The sequence below is a fragment of the Cytobacillus purgationiresistens genome, from assembly GCF_030813235.1.
Classification (GTDB): Bacteria; Bacillota; Bacilli; order Bacillales; family Cytobacillaceae; genus Cytobacillus; species Cytobacillus purgationiresistens.
Genome location: NZ_JAUSUB010000024.1, coordinates 60,909 through 74,711 on the forward strand (window position 1 = coordinate 60,909; position 13,803 = coordinate 74,711).

Here is a 13,803-nt window from a genome sequence, read left to right on the forward strand (position 1 = left end):
AAATTTCCCCCTAAATTTGATTTGGTATTATTAATGGATAATCTCCATCAAATATTATTTTTGCCTCTACCTTATATACATCCCGCAAAAGGCTTGCAGTTAATAAATCTTGAGGGGAACCTGATAAATAAACATCCCCATTTTTCATAACAATCATATTGTGGCAATAGGCTGCAGCATATTGGAGTTCGTGAAGCACCATAATAATAGTGATTCCATAATCATGATTGATTTTTTTTAACAGCCCCATTAGCTCCATTTGATGGCCTATATCTAAATAGGTCGTTGGTTCATCAAGTAAAAGGACATCTGTTTTTTGCGCCAGCGCCATGGCAATTCGGACTCGTTGCTGCTCACCTCCCGATAGAGAGTAAACGAGCCGTGCCGATAAATGAGTTAACCCGGTGACATCAATTGCCCAATCGATGATTTCATCCTCATGATTGCTTTTACCGCTCATTGTCTTCTTGTATGGTATCCGCCCATAAGCGACCAATTCCTTCACTGTGAAATTTGGCATCGCCTCCTTTAATTGCAGCAGCATCGCCAGCTGCTTTGCTAATTCTTTTCTTTTATATGAAGCTATGTCTTTATCATTGAGTATGATTTCACCAGACTCCTTATGAAGCAAGCGTGAAACCAGCTTTAGCAACGTGGATTTTCCAGATCCATTCGGGCCGACAATTCCCGTAATCTGCCCTTCTGGGAAGGCAATGGATAAATCCTTAATAGTAAAATTGCCTTGAGTATATGACAGGTTTCTCGTTTCAATCTTGCTCATTAAGCCAACCTCCTCTTTCTCAAAAGATATAAGAAGAAAGGGGCGCCTATGCACGCTAGTAAAATTCCAACTGGCAATTCAATTGGATCAAATAAAGTTCTGGCGGCTGTATCAGCAAATACCACTAAAGCACCTCCGCCGAGCATGGATAACGGCAGAAGATAGCGATAGTCCTCTCCAATTAATAAACGAATCATATGAGGCACAACTAATCCGACAAAACCGATTAATCCGCCGACGCTCACTGCTGTTCCCGCTAGAAATGAGGCCAGCAATATGAGCAGAAGCCTGCTGAGTTCGACATTTTGACCAAGAAGCCTTGCTGAATCTTCACCGAGAAGTATGATGTTGGCCGGTCGAATGGCGAAAAAGCATAGAACCAAACCGATGAGTGCGTAAGGAAGCATAAACTCGAGGTGATACCAGCTTCTCCCATTTAATCCACCCGATAACCAGGATAAAACGGATTGAACTCTATCGCTGTAAAGCACCATTACGCCATTCATTAAAGCACCTAGCAGAGCATTCATGGCTACGCCAGCCAAAATAATCTTTACTGGCGAAGCGCCCTTTTCCCAAGCTAAGCTATAAATGATTAGAGTTGTAATAAAGGCTCCAGCAAAAGCTGCTGGCGGCAACAAATAACCAAATTGCGGGAAAATTAACACCGTTACAATTGCTGCAAGTCCTCCACCCGCTGAAACGCCAATAATGCCAGGGTCTGCGAGTGGATTTTTCATTACTCCTTGAAGCAATGATCCGGATGCAGCTAGACAGGCGCCGACAAGCAGGCCTATGATGACCCGCGGTAGCCTAAGATCCATAATGATGGTTTGATGCACCGCTGTGCCCTTATTTAAGAAAGTGTCGATTATTTCACTAAGGGAGACTGAAGCGGCTCCGAAGGATAGACCTGTATATACTGAGAGGATGAGCAGACCTGCAGTTATCCATATGACAAGCCATCTCTTTCTGCTTCTTTCCTTCTCCATTTTCACTTCACTCCAAATGTAGTTTTTCTCCTAAGTACATAACGGCATCTGCGACTTTAGTTCCTGGATTGGTCCCAAAAAGATCTGCCGGCAGCACTTCTATGTTGCCGTCTTTAACTGCGTTAATTGAGTTCCAGGCAGCATTTTGCTTCATCTCATTAATAAACCCTTTTTTTACTTCTTCTTCATTGCCATGTGTCATTAGCAATACATAATCGGGATTAGCTTCTACAACTCTTTCCGTATTGATTTGAGCATACTGAGGGAATTTGTCCAGTGCTGGATAATCCTCTGCGATATTCCTACCTCCTGCCTGGGTTAGAATGTCTCCGCTTAATGAATTAGGAAGTGCCGCCATATATGTTCCTGGTGCTCCATAAACTAAAAGAACTCTAGGCTGTATAGCATCGGAAGATTTAAACTTTTCCAGCTTACTCTCCAGTTCCTTAATCACTTGGTCAGCCATTTCACCCTTTTGCAGCATCTCACCGTATAGCACAATCTGTTTTTTTATATCTGCAATCGAATTCGCTTCTGTTAAAGCAACCTTTGCACCTAATGACTCGAGCGCAGGAACATCTTTGAGATTCATAGCGCTATTAGCCAGAATAATATCGGGCTGGAGTACAGCTATTTTTTCCAAATTGATTTCATGAGTTGAACCGACCTGCTCGGCATTCTCTGACTCTCTTACAGAAGGAGCTGAGGTTGGCCGCCCTACTACCTCTCCCTTCAGAGCATAAATGATATCAACATCACCATTGCCAAGAGCAACAATCTTTTCAGGCGCTTTCTCTAGAGAAACCTCTCTTCCAGCAAAATCCTGTATAACTATTGCTCCCTCACTCTCACCCTGGCCCCCTGCTTTTGTATTTGCATTTGACCCGCAGCCTGCTAAAAAAAGGATGAGACCGGCAATCGACAATCCCATTTTGATTTTTTTTATATTCAAGATGCTTCACCTCTTTTCACAAGCTTTGCATGAACGACTAATCTTCCTTCATTTGAGTCAAGTGAATAATCACATGTGGATAAAGTCACTATTCGATCACCCTCGGTAATATTTACATCTGCTTTGTGCAGAGATTTATCCTGCAAACTCTCAATAAACCCTCCAAAGGATTGATCTGTCGGAAAATTCGTTTCGATATAATAAAAGTCTGTTGTTGTTTGATAAACTGAAAACACTTCCAAGTCATAGCCTGCATACAAGGTGTCATAGTAGATATTCCGATGCTCATAAAAAAAAGATTCATTTAAATATTTTTTTAGCTGGCCAAACATCGAACCGTCTTTCATGCGATGACCGTAAAGGATAATATTCTTATTTGCTTCTGCTTCCACTTCATTTCGATAGTCCATAAAAATGCTGCCAGCACGCGTTTCATTTCTTTTATAATTTCTCGTCAAATAATAACTATTGTTGTCCGCTTGTAGGATTGGATAGTCAATTCTTGTATCTTCTACTGTAATCCAGCCGACAATATCTTCATTTAACTTCAATAGTGGATCAAACTGCTGGCGAATTCTCCCTGCTTCTATTTCGTCCTCTTCCTGAAGCACCTCATTATAGATATCCTGCACTTCACTTAAATTTCTCCAATTATCATAATATCCGTATAGTATGATAGTTAATTTACTCCCTGCATAAATAAAGGCGATGAGTGCAGCTAGTGTAACCAGCCTTTGAAAAATGACAGCAGCCTTTTTCTTGTACATCCGTTATATTCCTAAAGGAACAAGGTAAAGCCCGGTTTGGATATGCTTTTGCATGGCCACATCTACCCCATAAATATCCTTAATCATATCTTCAGTAACAATCTCAGCTGGCGCGCCGGCTGCAACGATCTCGCCTGCCTTCATAACAATCAACTGATCACTATAACGCAGAGCCTGGTTGATATCATGCAGGACCATCACAATCGTCAAATGATGCTGCATATTCAGATCTCTGACCAGCTCGAGCAATTCAATTTGATAATAAATGTCAAGGAATGTCGTTGGTTCATCTAAAAATAGCATTTCGCTCTTTTGGGCAAGCGACATCGCTATCCAAACTCTCTGACGTTCGCCGCCTGAAAGCTGTTCCAGCTTGTGAGTGCGTTTATCATCTAGATTAGTTAACGAAATCGCCCAATCAACTGCCTCTTCATCTTCATTTGATTTATTTTTAAAAGCCTTCTTATACGGAAGCCTGCCAAATGAGATTAATTGTTCCACAGTCAGATCGGCCGGTCCTTCATTTTGTTGGTAAACCATGGCTACCTTTTTGGCAAATTCTTTAGGTTTATAGGCAAATATGTCTTTGCCATTCATTATAATCTGTCCAGATTCCGCTTGATTGCTTCTGGAGAGCAAAGAAAGAAGTGTAGATTTGCCGCAGCCATTCGGTCCAATAATTGTTGAAATTTTCCCTTTTGGAATCCTTCCGGTATTTTCTTTCAATAACTGAGAATATTTATTATATGAAAAGTTTATAGAATCAAATTCCATGAACTCTATCACTCTTTCTTAATAGGAATATTAAAAACGGACCGCCAATTACAGCCATGATGGTTGATGCCGGAATCTCCAAAGGCGAGATTAAGGTACGGCCCAGCGTGTCTGCAGTAAGAATTAATAATGCACCTGCAAGAGCAGAAAACGGAATTAAGATTCGGTGATCTGAGCCTATGAGCTGCCTCGCTATATGCGGGACCAACAGCCCCACAAATACAATCACACCTGCGACTGCAGTTGCTACAGCTGCAAGCAGAACAGCAATAGCTGAAATCGATATTCTTGCAGCTGATACGTTCATTCCCAAATTTTTTGCCTTTTTATCCTGCAATGAGAGAACATTGCACCAGGAACTCGAAATACACGCAAGGATAATGCCAATTAAGCCATAAATCGTCAAGACCTCTACGTCATTCCAAGTTTTCATTAATAGATTTGATGCATTAGAAGCGCCAACCATCACATTAAAATAGCTGCAAATCATTAGCATCGCTTCTCTTAGGCCGGTAAACATCGCACTAACAGCAATCCCTGTCAAAATAATGCGAAGCGGGTTAAGTCCCGACTTCCAAGACAGCCAATAAACGAGCAAACAAGCAACACTTCCTCCTATAAATGCAAAAAATGGTCCGCTAATATACAGCCCTGGTAAAAACAGCATCCCAAAAAGCGAAAAGAAGCTTGCACCTGCTGAAATACCTATCACTCCTGCATCTGCTAGTGGGTTACGCATCACCGCTTGAAATAAAACACCAGCTACTGATAATGCGGCGCCAGCAAACATCGCAACGATAATCCTTGGAAACCGGAAATCTATAATCGCTGCAGCCTTTTCGTTCCCTCCATCTAATAGGTCCATAATCAATTCTTTAAATGAAACCGATACACTGCCTGTGACGGCTGAATATCCAGCCATTGCCAAAAGAAGGACAATGACGATTAGAAAATACAAGATTTTTTTATTCATATGCCTCTTCCTTCTATTTCTCATATAAGAGCTTTGTCAGCTCATCCAACGCATCAATGACATGAAGGTTAGCAGTTGTGGCAAATCGAGGCTCTTGCAAATCATATACGCGCTCGGTCTTGACTGCTTTAAAATGCTTCCATATATCATTCGTTTTAAATTCCTCATTGAACATTTTTGCCACTTCATCTGGCAATCCATGAGATAAGCGCAAAATAATATCTGCATCCGCTTCATGCAAGTATTCAGTATTAGCCGAAATGTATTCCTCTGCTTGCCCCGATATCGCATTAGTTCCGCCAGCTGTTTCAACTAGGTTGCCAACATAGGAATGTTCGGTTGCCACAAGATAACTTCCCGGTATTCCTAATAAAATTAACACCTTGGGAGATTCATAGTTTGATGTCTGCTGTTCTATCTCTTTTATCTTCTTATCTATCCTTCCCGATAGTTCGGTTGCTTGTTTTTCACGGCCAAACTCTTCTCCTAATTCATTAATCGTATTTACCATGTCATCCACACCCTGCAAATTCAGGAATTCAGCATCAACACCAGCAACCTTAAAACTGTCCTTCAAATCATATTCGAGGGTTGTTACTGATAAGACTTTATCAGCTCCTAATGTGCTGATCACCTCCATATCAGGCTGCATGGGGTTGCCTACTTCTATAGCGTCCTTATATCTTTTCGGTATTTCAAATCCTGTAGTTGGAACTCCAATCAATGACACTTCCAGTTGATCAAGAATTTCAGTTATTGCTAAGGTTGTAGCAATAACTCTTTTATCCTCTTCTTTCTCATTCGTAGCTACCCCATCTTTTTCTGGAACAACAGTCTGCCCACTGTTTCCACTACAGCCGCCTAATATTAAAATTAAAACAAAAATTAAAGCCACTCTAATAATCGACATAAATTCCTCCAACAATGGGCGATGCCATTCATACCTGCGTATGAACGGCGATCTTCCCCAAAATTGCACAACCTTTATTTTACATTTCTAATCCTCTTGCTTGATAGCGTCTTACAAGATACCATCCGGATAGCAATAAGATAAGTCCGTACATGCTTACTTGCAGATAGTTCAACCCATCGCTGGTTTTTGCATTTAGGACGGATGAACCTTTTTTGTCAGTAGCGCCATTTTTATCAGCATCACGTTCGAATGACTGTTTGTCTTTATCATCTGTTCCATTTCCATTTCCATTATCAGCAGGTGGAGTAATTGGTGCTGTTCCACCATCTTCGTCTCCATCAATATCTATATCTAAATCCGACAGATCAAATACAAATCGAACGGGATAAAGGTGTGGAGCACCAATTGCTTCAATCGAGGCTAGGAATGTTTTTTGGATACCAGCAATCTCTACTTTCAAAACTCTTGTGCCTTCTGCTTCATTACGGCTGACTTCTGTTAGAGCAGTTTCTGCACCATCTACCTCCATGGAGACTCTCCCAAGAGTAGTTAACCCTGTGACCTGCGTAATGAAAAGCTGCTGCTTGCCATTTGCAACCTTTAACATTCCTTCTTTTGCAAAATATTTGCTAAAAGCCGATTCTGTGTCGGAGTCTACACTTAATACAGATAGCGGAAGGCTATATTCTCCATCTGCCAGACCTTCAGTTTTATCGGGCTTTTCAGTATCTGGTTTCGTTTCTCCAGGAGTTTCTGGCTTAGGATCTGGTTTAGTATCCGTTACAGCTTTTATTGATCCTTTATCGAATGCTAATTGAATCGTATGTACGCCACCATATGACATCACCATTTTTGCATTCGTTTTATCAGTAAACCCTGAGATATCAAATTGATATTCTTTTGTTTGAGTTGCTGCATCTTCTTTGATTACTTTTGCATCGGCATATTTGCCATTTAGTTCCGTCTGGAAGCTTGTAATTACTTGACTGGCTCCTACAGATAGAACAACAGATGGTTTTCCGTTTTGAATGAATAATTTAGCAGGTTTTGTGAAGTAGTTCACCCAGCTTGCCTGTGCAGGTTGACCTTCATACAAAATATCATAGTAGATGGTGTATTCCCCGTCAGCAATTTCTGGCTGCTCTGTTCCTGGTTGCTCCGGCTCTGGCTGCTCTGTTCCTGGCTGCTCCGGTTCTGGCTGCTCTGTTCCTGGCTGCTCCGGCTCTGGCTGCTCTGTTCCTGGCTGCTCCGGCTCTGGTTGCTCTGTTCCTGGCTGCTCCGGCTCTGGTTGTTCAGGCAGTTCTGGTTGTTCCAACTCGATTACTTTAAGTGAATTTTGATCAAACTCCAGCTGAAGCTGATGTGTCATGCCATAAGACATTACCATCTGTGTATTTGTTGGACTTGTTAAGCCAACAATCTCGAAGCTTATTAATCTCGTTTGATTAGCTGGATCTTCGCTGATGACCCTTACATCTTGATAGCTTCCACTTACTTCAGTTTGAAATTTAGTTATTACATGGCTTGCACCGAGCGTAAGCGTGATTGTATGTTTTCCATCCTTTACATCTAAGCTTGCCGGCTTAGAGAAATAATTCCCCCATGCTGGCGGTGCAGGCGAACCATCATACATCACATCATAAGAAATCGAATACTTTCCATTTGCAAGGACATCTGCTGCTTGCACACTGGATGGGCCGATATATTGGATAAAGCAAAGCATAAACACAAACACAGCTACTAATGCTTTTAATATTCTTTTCATTGTTATCCCCTTTTAACTTGAATTTTTCTGAATAATATCAAGCTAGAGCCGCAAAGCACTGCAATAAGCGCGTACATTGCTGTTGAATCGCCAGTTTCTGGATTATCAACCTGCCCTGCATTGCTGCTGCCATTCGTTGCTGTTTGTTTATTTTCGGATCCGCCAGTTTCTCCTGTAGTTGCTGACCCGCTTTCTTTAGCAGGTTCATCTAATTGAATCGCACTCATGCTGCCTTCATTAAACGCAAGTCGAATGGAATACCAATGATCATAAGATGCATCTGCAATGACATGGATTTTTGCATTAACAGGGCTTGAAATGGAATCTACAGTGAATTGAACTGTTTTTTGTTCCCCATTAGTCGCAAGTACAGCTACATCTTTCAAGCTCCCGCCTGATTCCACCTGAAACTCCTTAATCATGCTGCTCGTTGTATTCAGTTTTACTTGCAGCTTGCCTCCCTTTACTTTCACTGTCGCGGGTTTAGCAAAGTAGCCATCTGCCATTGATGCGGATCCACTATCCGGTTTAACAACCGAATACGAGACGCTGTATGTTCCATCTGCAATTTGTGCAGAAGCAGGTAGAACTGAAGAAACAGCAAAGAAAAGAAGGGCCAAAATAAAAATGAATCCTGAATGTAAATAAGTCTGCTTTTTCAACTGTCTTTATCCCTCTCATTCATAAATGATTATCATTCTCAATTATACTGAAATAAAAAAACTTACTAACATCCTAATAGATAAGCCTTTTATAATATAAATGATTATCATTCTCAATGTTATTTAAAAAAAATAATCTCTTTCCCCTTTCTCCCTCCTTATTAAAATATTGGGTAATTAGGATGATTTTGCTTCCATCGTCATTGTAATTGATAATGATTATCATCGTCAACATATATTTTCCTAAACAATTTTAAAAAATAATTTTAAAAATTTAAATTCCCCCCAACACTTCGCTTTACTTATCCGTTATCTATATGAATCTGGTAATATAGAACAAATTGATGTATGAAATTAGGTGATACCATTGCATGCTGTATACGAGAGTTTAAAAGAAGACCTGCGACGCTTTGCCTACTCGATTGCAAATCATGAGCAGGAAGGAAACGATCTAATTCAAGATGCATTGGAGAAGGCTTTATTGCAAAAGGATTTGATCGATTGGCCACGATACAAACAAAAAGCCTGGTTTTATCGGGTAATGAAAAATAATTTGATAGATCAACGCCGGAAGAATAAGAGGGAAACCGATTATGATGAAGCATTTGAGACAGCCCTGCCTTTTGGAAAAATTACTTCGTTTGAAATGGTAGATATACTAAAAAATTTACCTCGGAATCAAAGTGATATCATTTTTAAGCGTTATTGGATTGGCTTATCAAGTAATGAAATAGCCGAAAAGCTAGAGATTCCAGCTTCAACTGTCAGGTATCAGCTAGCTCAAGCGATAAAAACACTGAGAAAATATTTTGAGGAGGAATAAATATGGGACAAAAAATTGGAAATATCGGGGTTTTAAATTTAATCAATGCCACAGAGGAAAGTATTAAGGATATCGTGCATATCGAAAATGTAGGGCTACTGCTATATTCTCCCAAGACAGCCTCTCTGCTAACAAAATTGCATATTGGGAATATCGGTAAATCCTCTCTTATTGAAAGTGAATATCGATTAAATAGCGGAATGTTCATTCTTGACAATTCTTATTTAAAGGCAGTTACCGAACCTACTCGTATGTTTGTAAACGGAGTCGTCATCGTTCATAATGATGTATCTCTTGAATTATTAAACGATTCTGAATGCGAATTCATTATTAACGGAGTCGCTTATACACCTTCACATTTAAAGGGAGCTGTACAAACAATCTTTAAAGAAACAACTGGATCCATCCTTACCTACGAAGGTAAAGAACCTATCCCTAAAATCGGAAAGGTGAACATTGATAATAACTTCCTCCAATCCTTATCAGGAGATGAGAATTTCATTATCAATGGAAAGCTCTATTTGGATGAAAACCTTGATACGGATCTTTTTAATCAGAAAATCAATCGTCTCGATGTCAATGGCATGGCTGTAATCTATGAAAATCAAGTATCTATATTTTCTACAAAAGGATTAGTTAATGGCAAAATCACTACCATACCTGCCGGGTTTAAATTACTGAAGACTAAGCTGTTTATTGATGGCCATTCTATTCGCCGCTTTCGTGGTCAACCAATATATGCAGAGCAACCAATTATTCTTAATAAAAATGTTTCAAGAGAAATGTTTAGCAAGGCATTTACTTCCATCGAATCTACATCATATATTGTTTGTCATGAAAACATTGAAGATTTGGTCTATGAAGCCTTAAGTAACTTTGAAACAGAAGTTTATGTATACTCACAAATTTTACGATACGTGGACGAGGAAACTTGGAATCAAAATGACTTATCATTGCTCGAGCAAGAAACGACCCTAATTGTCGAAGGGTTACTCTCAATCGAAGGAGATGTTAATAAAAACTTCTTTGAAAAAATATCTGCTATCGAGTTAATTGGGAATATTCATGTTTCAAGTAGTGAAATGAAAGCTATTGTACAAAAACTTGTAAAGACAGCTAAGGGTAGTATTATTAACGTGTCAAGTAACCAGAGAGAACCAGAATTAGATAATATCGGAGAATTGACTCTATAGAAAGGGGTGCCTGATGGATCATCCATATGCATTAGAAATTGCTAAACAAAGGATTCAAGAGATGCTGAAGGCTACTGGCACCCTGGATCAATTCCATGAATCTACATCTAAACAAAATGAAGAACCAAGAAAAATTTGGGACGTACCTGGCTATCGGAAGTTATTTTCATCATATAGTATTTCAGTCATCGGTCAATGGTTTGATATGATCGCATTAATGATAATCTTTGGTTACATGTGGAAAGTGGAGCCTTATATGCTTGCTTTAATACCAGTTGCATATGGGGCGCCTCAGGCATTGTTCTCTCAATTTGCAGGTGTTCTTGTCGATCGAATCAATAAGCTAAAGCTTATGGCAGTTGCCGATTGTCTTACTGTTCTATTTACTCTTATGCTTTTCATTGCACCTTCGCCCATCATAGCTTTAATCATTCTCGCCATACGCTCTTCGGTCAATGTAGTCCATTACCCGGCTCAACAAAGCCTTATTCGCGAGATGGTGCCTGAAAAAATGCGAATTCAGGCTATTACTTTGAATGGCGGAATCAACCAGGCGGCAAAAATCCTTGCCCCGCTTGCCGGAGGCGCCCTTATCGCTCTCATCCCGGCAAAAAATTTATTACTCATCAACGCTTCTGCTTTTTTTATCTCTGCCTGTATTCTCTTCTCCTTGCAAAAGCAGGTGAATATCGGGAAAGGAAAACATACGAATCATGGAAATCAAGAAAAACAGCTCACCTTTTTTGAGCAATGGAGAGTAGGCTGGGGGAGTGTTTTAAGAAACCCCATTTTATTAATGACAGTCTCATTAACCATGTTAGGAATGATTGTCATCCAGCTCGTTGATGCACAATTCCCCATTTTATTCCGTGAACTTGCATCGAACAAACCAGAATTAGTCACATGGGTCATAGCTGCTGTAGGAGCGGGTTCCATTACGACCATGTATGTCTTAAACCGATTTACTGCTTTTAAACATATCGGACTATGGGTTTGCAGCGCGCTCACCTTTATTGGCATCGGTTTTGCTGGACTTGGTTTCCTCCAGCCTGGATTTTCAATTGTGCTTTGCATTATGTACGGCTTTCTTAGTGGAATCGGAGGTGGAATTTCGCTCATTATCTCAAATTATGTCATTCAGACAATCCCTCATCAAAAAGATGTAAGCACAGTTGCCGGAATATTCCAAACATTGGTGAGTGCTTCCGTATTTGTTTCCCCTTTACTTGGAGCAGTGATCATCCAGCTCACAAACATTCAAACCGTTTTTGTCGGCTGCGGTCTTCTTTTAATTTTGTTCGCTTTCGTTCCTCTTCTTATTAAGAAAGGAACATCTCAAAAACCAAGGGCTAAAAAACACGAAATTACAGTTGATTAATCATATTTACCTCTTTCTTTCAAAGTGTAGAAAGAGGTTTCACTTTTATTCTTTATCTTATAACTGTTGATAACAAAGTAAAATATTACCGGACCGAAATTGCTCTGTTTTCATTAATTTCAACTTCAGCTGATTTTTTATTCCAGATAAAAAAGGATTTCCTTTACCTACCATCACTGGATTAACGATAATCAAATATTCATCAGTTAGACCCTCACCGCTAAACTGCTAGCTAGTTTGGAACTGCCTAACAGGACGATATCTCCCTGATAATATCCCTTCAGCACCTTAATTCCTTGTTCGATATCTCCACTTATCAGCTGTGTTTCCATCCGCAGCTTTTTAAACTATTTGAACAAACATACTTGGGCAGAGCATTCATTCAGCTATGACAGGGTCTTCTTTTAATGCAGACGGGCTGTTCCAATATTCTTCCATATGTTCGTATGTGACTTTACCAAATAATAAAGCATCTGCTCCTCTAAGTATCTCAACAGCAAATTTTTTATATTCTTTGTCTGCAACATGCCAATCTAACTCCCCGTTTTCTCCCTCAAAAAATCCATCGATACTAACCATCTTTTGAAATACAATTCTCCCCCATATACATCCTCCCTTTTTGTTTTCTCCATTACTTCTTGCACTCCACAGAAAATACCTTTAAGACGGATTCACATTTAACTAAATAGTTAATATTCCCAATCAAGCACCAATGATTGATGCTTAAACTTAAAACGCTTTCTTTATTTTTGTTTTTATCTTTTAAAAACGGGTAGGTATTTAAGTGAATGCATGATTGATTGGGGGTGTTTAAATTGTTAGATTCTAAAGAAAGATTCCTCATCGTCCGAGACTTATTATATTTAAAGCACCTTAAGCATAAATTCGAATATGATGACAATTTATTACTAAAATTAATTATTAATCAAATTTCCTTTATCGAACACGTGTTAAAATCGAACCGGATTACACATAAGGAAATGAGTACTTATGTCTCGTATATTCGTTCTGTTGATAAAAGATTGGATTCTTCAATAAACTAATTTTTATATCGTTAGAAATCCCTTTCTCCTCATATAAAAATTCCCTTTCTCTGTTTATACAAAGATATTGAATATCGGTTTAAAACTGGATTGAATGATCTATTTATTTCCTAACCTTTAATAAGTAGCCCTTTCATTCAATCTTTTTTTAACCGAGAGGTACAGCTATTAAACCCTTTGCCTATCATTTCTCGTAAGTTCTATTAGAACATAATTCCAACGGTTTTCACCTTTTTCTTGTTTTAATCATCGGATTAGAACATTTTTTCATCGTTTTCCTCCTCTTTTTTGTTCTAATCATCGGATTAGAACTTATTTTCATCGATTTTCTCCTTTTTCTTGTTCTAATCATCGGATTAGAACTTATTTTCGACGTTTTCCTCCTCTTTCTTGTTCTAATCATCGGATTAGAACATATTTTCATTGATTTCCTCATCTTTCTTGTTCTAATCATCGGATTAGAACGTAATTTCATCGATTTTCTCCTTTTTCTTGTTCTAATCATCGGATTAGAACATATTTTCATCGTTTTTCTCCTTTTTCTTGTTCTAATCATCGGATTAGAACATATTTTCATCGTTTTCCTCCTCTTTCTTGTTCTAATAATCGGATTAGAACATATTTTCATCGATTTTCTCCTTTTTCTTGTTCTAATCATCGGATTAGAACATATTTTCATCGATTTCCTCCTCTTTCTTGTTCTAATCATCGGATTAGAACATATTTTCATCGTTTTTCTCCTTTTTCTTGTTCTAATCATCGGATTAGAACATATTTTCATCGTTTT

The 13,803-nt window shown here is 39.1% G+C and carries 16 protein-coding genes; 3 read left to right on the plus strand and 13 right to left on the minus strand.

The window, feature by feature from the left end:
- Window positions 1-10 precede the first annotated feature (10 nt).
- The 9 genes from J2S17_RS21335 to J2S17_RS21375 all read right to left on the minus strand — a co-directional run bounded on the left by J2S17_RS21335 (window position 11) and on the right by J2S17_RS21375 (window position 8,579).
- The gene (locus J2S17_RS21335) at window positions 11-781 is read right to left on the minus strand and encodes an ABC transporter ATP-binding protein (protein WP_307477886.1); all 771 of its coding nucleotides are present in this window, start codon (window positions 779-781) and stop codon (window positions 11-13) included.
- A complete protein-coding gene (locus tag J2S17_RS21340; RefSeq protein WP_307477889.1) occupies window positions 781-1,773 on the minus strand; it encodes a FecCD family ABC transporter permease in 993 nt (330 codons plus the stop codon). Before J2S17_RS21340 ends, J2S17_RS21335 begins: the two co-directional genes overlap by 1 nt.
- Before the next feature lie 7 nt (window positions 1,774-1,780).
- The gene (locus tag J2S17_RS21345; RefSeq protein WP_307477915.1) at window positions 1,781-2,704 is read right to left on the minus strand and encodes an ABC transporter substrate-binding protein; all 924 of its coding nucleotides are present in this window, start codon (window positions 2,702-2,704) and stop codon (window positions 1,781-1,783) included.
- Between the two features lie 17 nt (window positions 2,705-2,721).
- Entirely contained in the window at window positions 2,722-3,492 is a 771-nt protein-coding gene (srtB, locus tag J2S17_RS21350; RefSeq protein WP_307477890.1) for a class B sortase, read from the minus strand.
- Window positions 3,493-3,495: 3 nt separating this feature from the next.
- Window positions 3,496-4,266, minus strand: a complete 771-nt coding sequence (locus J2S17_RS21355) for an ABC transporter ATP-binding protein (RefSeq protein WP_307477891.1) — start codon at window positions 4,264-4,266, stop codon at window positions 3,496-3,498.
- Window positions 4,256-5,239, minus strand: a complete 984-nt coding sequence (locus J2S17_RS21360; RefSeq protein WP_307477893.1) for a FecCD family ABC transporter permease — start codon at window positions 5,237-5,239, stop codon at window positions 4,256-4,258. Before J2S17_RS21360 ends, J2S17_RS21355 begins: the two co-directional genes overlap by 11 nt.
- A 13-nt stretch (window positions 5,240-5,252) precedes the next feature.
- Window positions 5,253-6,149 (minus strand): heme ABC transporter substrate-binding protein IsdE, encoded by an 897-nt coding sequence (gene isdE / locus J2S17_RS21365; protein ID WP_307477895.1) that lies wholly within the window; start codon window positions 6,147-6,149, stop codon window positions 5,253-5,255.
- A gap of 79 nt (window positions 6,150-6,228) precedes the next feature.
- Window positions 6,229-7,917: an NEAT domain-containing protein gene (locus J2S17_RS21370; RefSeq protein WP_307477897.1), complete on the minus strand. Its 1,689-nt coding sequence runs from the start codon at window positions 7,915-7,917 to the stop codon at window positions 6,229-6,231.
- A 2-nt stretch (window positions 7,918-7,919) separates the two neighbouring features.
- Window positions 7,920-8,579: an NEAT domain-containing protein gene (locus J2S17_RS21375; RefSeq protein ID WP_307477899.1), complete on the minus strand. Its 660-nt coding sequence runs from the start codon at window positions 8,577-8,579 to the stop codon at window positions 7,920-7,922.
- 358 nt (window positions 8,580-8,937) lie between these two features.
- Here J2S17_RS21375 and J2S17_RS21380 point away from each other — a divergent pair, with 358 nt between their 5' ends.
- The 3 genes from J2S17_RS21380 to J2S17_RS21390 are packed head-to-tail and all read left to right on the plus strand — an operon-like array spanning window position 8,938 to window position 11,973.
- Window positions 8,938-9,402, plus strand: coding sequence for an RNA polymerase sigma factor (locus J2S17_RS21380; RefSeq protein ID WP_307477901.1), 465 nt, complete (start codon window positions 8,938-8,940; stop codon window positions 9,400-9,402).
- Window positions 9,403-9,404: 2 nt separating this feature from the next.
- A complete protein-coding gene (locus J2S17_RS21385) occupies window positions 9,405-10,595 on the plus strand; it encodes a hypothetical protein (protein WP_307477903.1) in 1,191 nt (396 codons plus the stop codon).
- A gap of 13 nt (window positions 10,596-10,608) precedes the next feature.
- On the plus strand, window positions 10,609-11,973 hold the full coding sequence (locus J2S17_RS21390) for an MFS transporter (RefSeq protein ID WP_307477904.1): 1,365 nt from the start codon (window positions 10,609-10,611) through the stop codon (window positions 11,971-11,973).
- 57 nt (window positions 11,974-12,030) lie between these two features.
- Here the strand turns inward: J2S17_RS21390 and J2S17_RS28955 are convergent, their stop codons facing one another.
- From J2S17_RS28955 to J2S17_RS21405, 4 genes are all read right to left on the minus strand, one after another.
- Window positions 12,031-12,147: a hypothetical protein gene (locus tag J2S17_RS28955; RefSeq protein ID WP_370875097.1), complete on the minus strand. Its 117-nt coding sequence runs from the start codon at window positions 12,145-12,147 to the stop codon at window positions 12,031-12,033.
- Window positions 12,148-12,179: 32 nt separating this feature from the next.
- Entirely contained in the window at window positions 12,180-12,305 is a 126-nt protein-coding gene (locus tag J2S17_RS21395; protein WP_307477906.1) for a hypothetical protein, read from the minus strand.
- 46 nt (window positions 12,306-12,351) lie between these two features.
- On the minus strand, window positions 12,352-12,552 hold the full coding sequence (locus J2S17_RS21400; protein ID WP_307477907.1) for a dihydrofolate reductase family protein: 201 nt from the start codon (window positions 12,550-12,552) through the stop codon (window positions 12,352-12,354).
- A 690-nt stretch (window positions 12,553-13,242) separates the two neighbouring features.
- The coding region (locus J2S17_RS21405; protein ID WP_307477908.1) for a hypothetical protein at window positions 13,243-13,803 on the minus strand (561 nt) is incomplete at its 5' end.

Bases quoted from the DNA above. Each gene is read 5' to 3' on its own strand.
- J2S17_RS21335 (WP_307477886.1), bottom strand. From the start codon at position 781: ATGAGCAAGATTGAAACGAGAAACCTGTCATATACTCAAGGCAATTTT.
- J2S17_RS21340 (WP_307477889.1), bottom strand. From the start codon at position 1,773: ATGGAGAAGGAAAGAAGCAGAAAGAGATGGCTTGTCATATGGATAACT.
- J2S17_RS21345 (WP_307477915.1), bottom strand. From the start codon at position 2,704: ATGGGATTGTCGATTGCCGGTCTCATCCTTTTTTTAGCAGGCTGCGGG.
- srtB (WP_307477890.1), bottom strand. From the start codon at position 3,492: ATGTACAAGAAAAAGGCTGCTGTCATTTTTCAAAGGCTGGTTACACTA.
- J2S17_RS21355 (WP_307477891.1), bottom strand. From the start codon at position 4,266: ATGGAATTTGATTCTATAAACTTTTCATATAATAAATATTCTCAGTTA.
- J2S17_RS21360 (WP_307477893.1), bottom strand. From the start codon at position 5,239: ATGAATAAAAAAATCTTGTATTTTCTAATCGTCATTGTCCTTCTTTTG.
- isdE (WP_307477895.1), bottom strand. From the start codon at position 6,149: ATGTCGATTATTAGAGTGGCTTTAATTTTTGTTTTAATTTTAATATTA.
- J2S17_RS21370 (WP_307477897.1), bottom strand. From the start codon at position 7,917: ATGAAAAGAATATTAAAAGCATTAGTAGCTGTGTTTGTGTTTATGCTT.
- J2S17_RS21385 (WP_307477903.1), top strand. From the start codon at position 9,405: ATGGGACAAAAAATTGGAAATATCGGGGTTTTAAATTTAATCAATGCC.
- J2S17_RS21390 (WP_307477904.1), top strand. From the start codon at position 10,609: ATGGATCATCCATATGCATTAGAAATTGCTAAACAAAGGATTCAAGAG.
- J2S17_RS28955 (WP_370875097.1), bottom strand. From the start codon at position 12,147: ATGGTAGGTAAAGGAAATCCTTTTTTATCTGGAATAAAAAATCAGCTG.
- J2S17_RS21395 (WP_307477906.1), bottom strand. From the start codon at position 12,305: ATGGAAACACAGCTGATAAGTGGAGATATCGAACAAGGAATTAAGGTG.
- J2S17_RS21400 (WP_307477907.1), bottom strand. From the start codon at position 12,552: ATGGTTAGTATCGATGGATTTTTTGAGGGAGAAAACGGGGAGTTAGAT.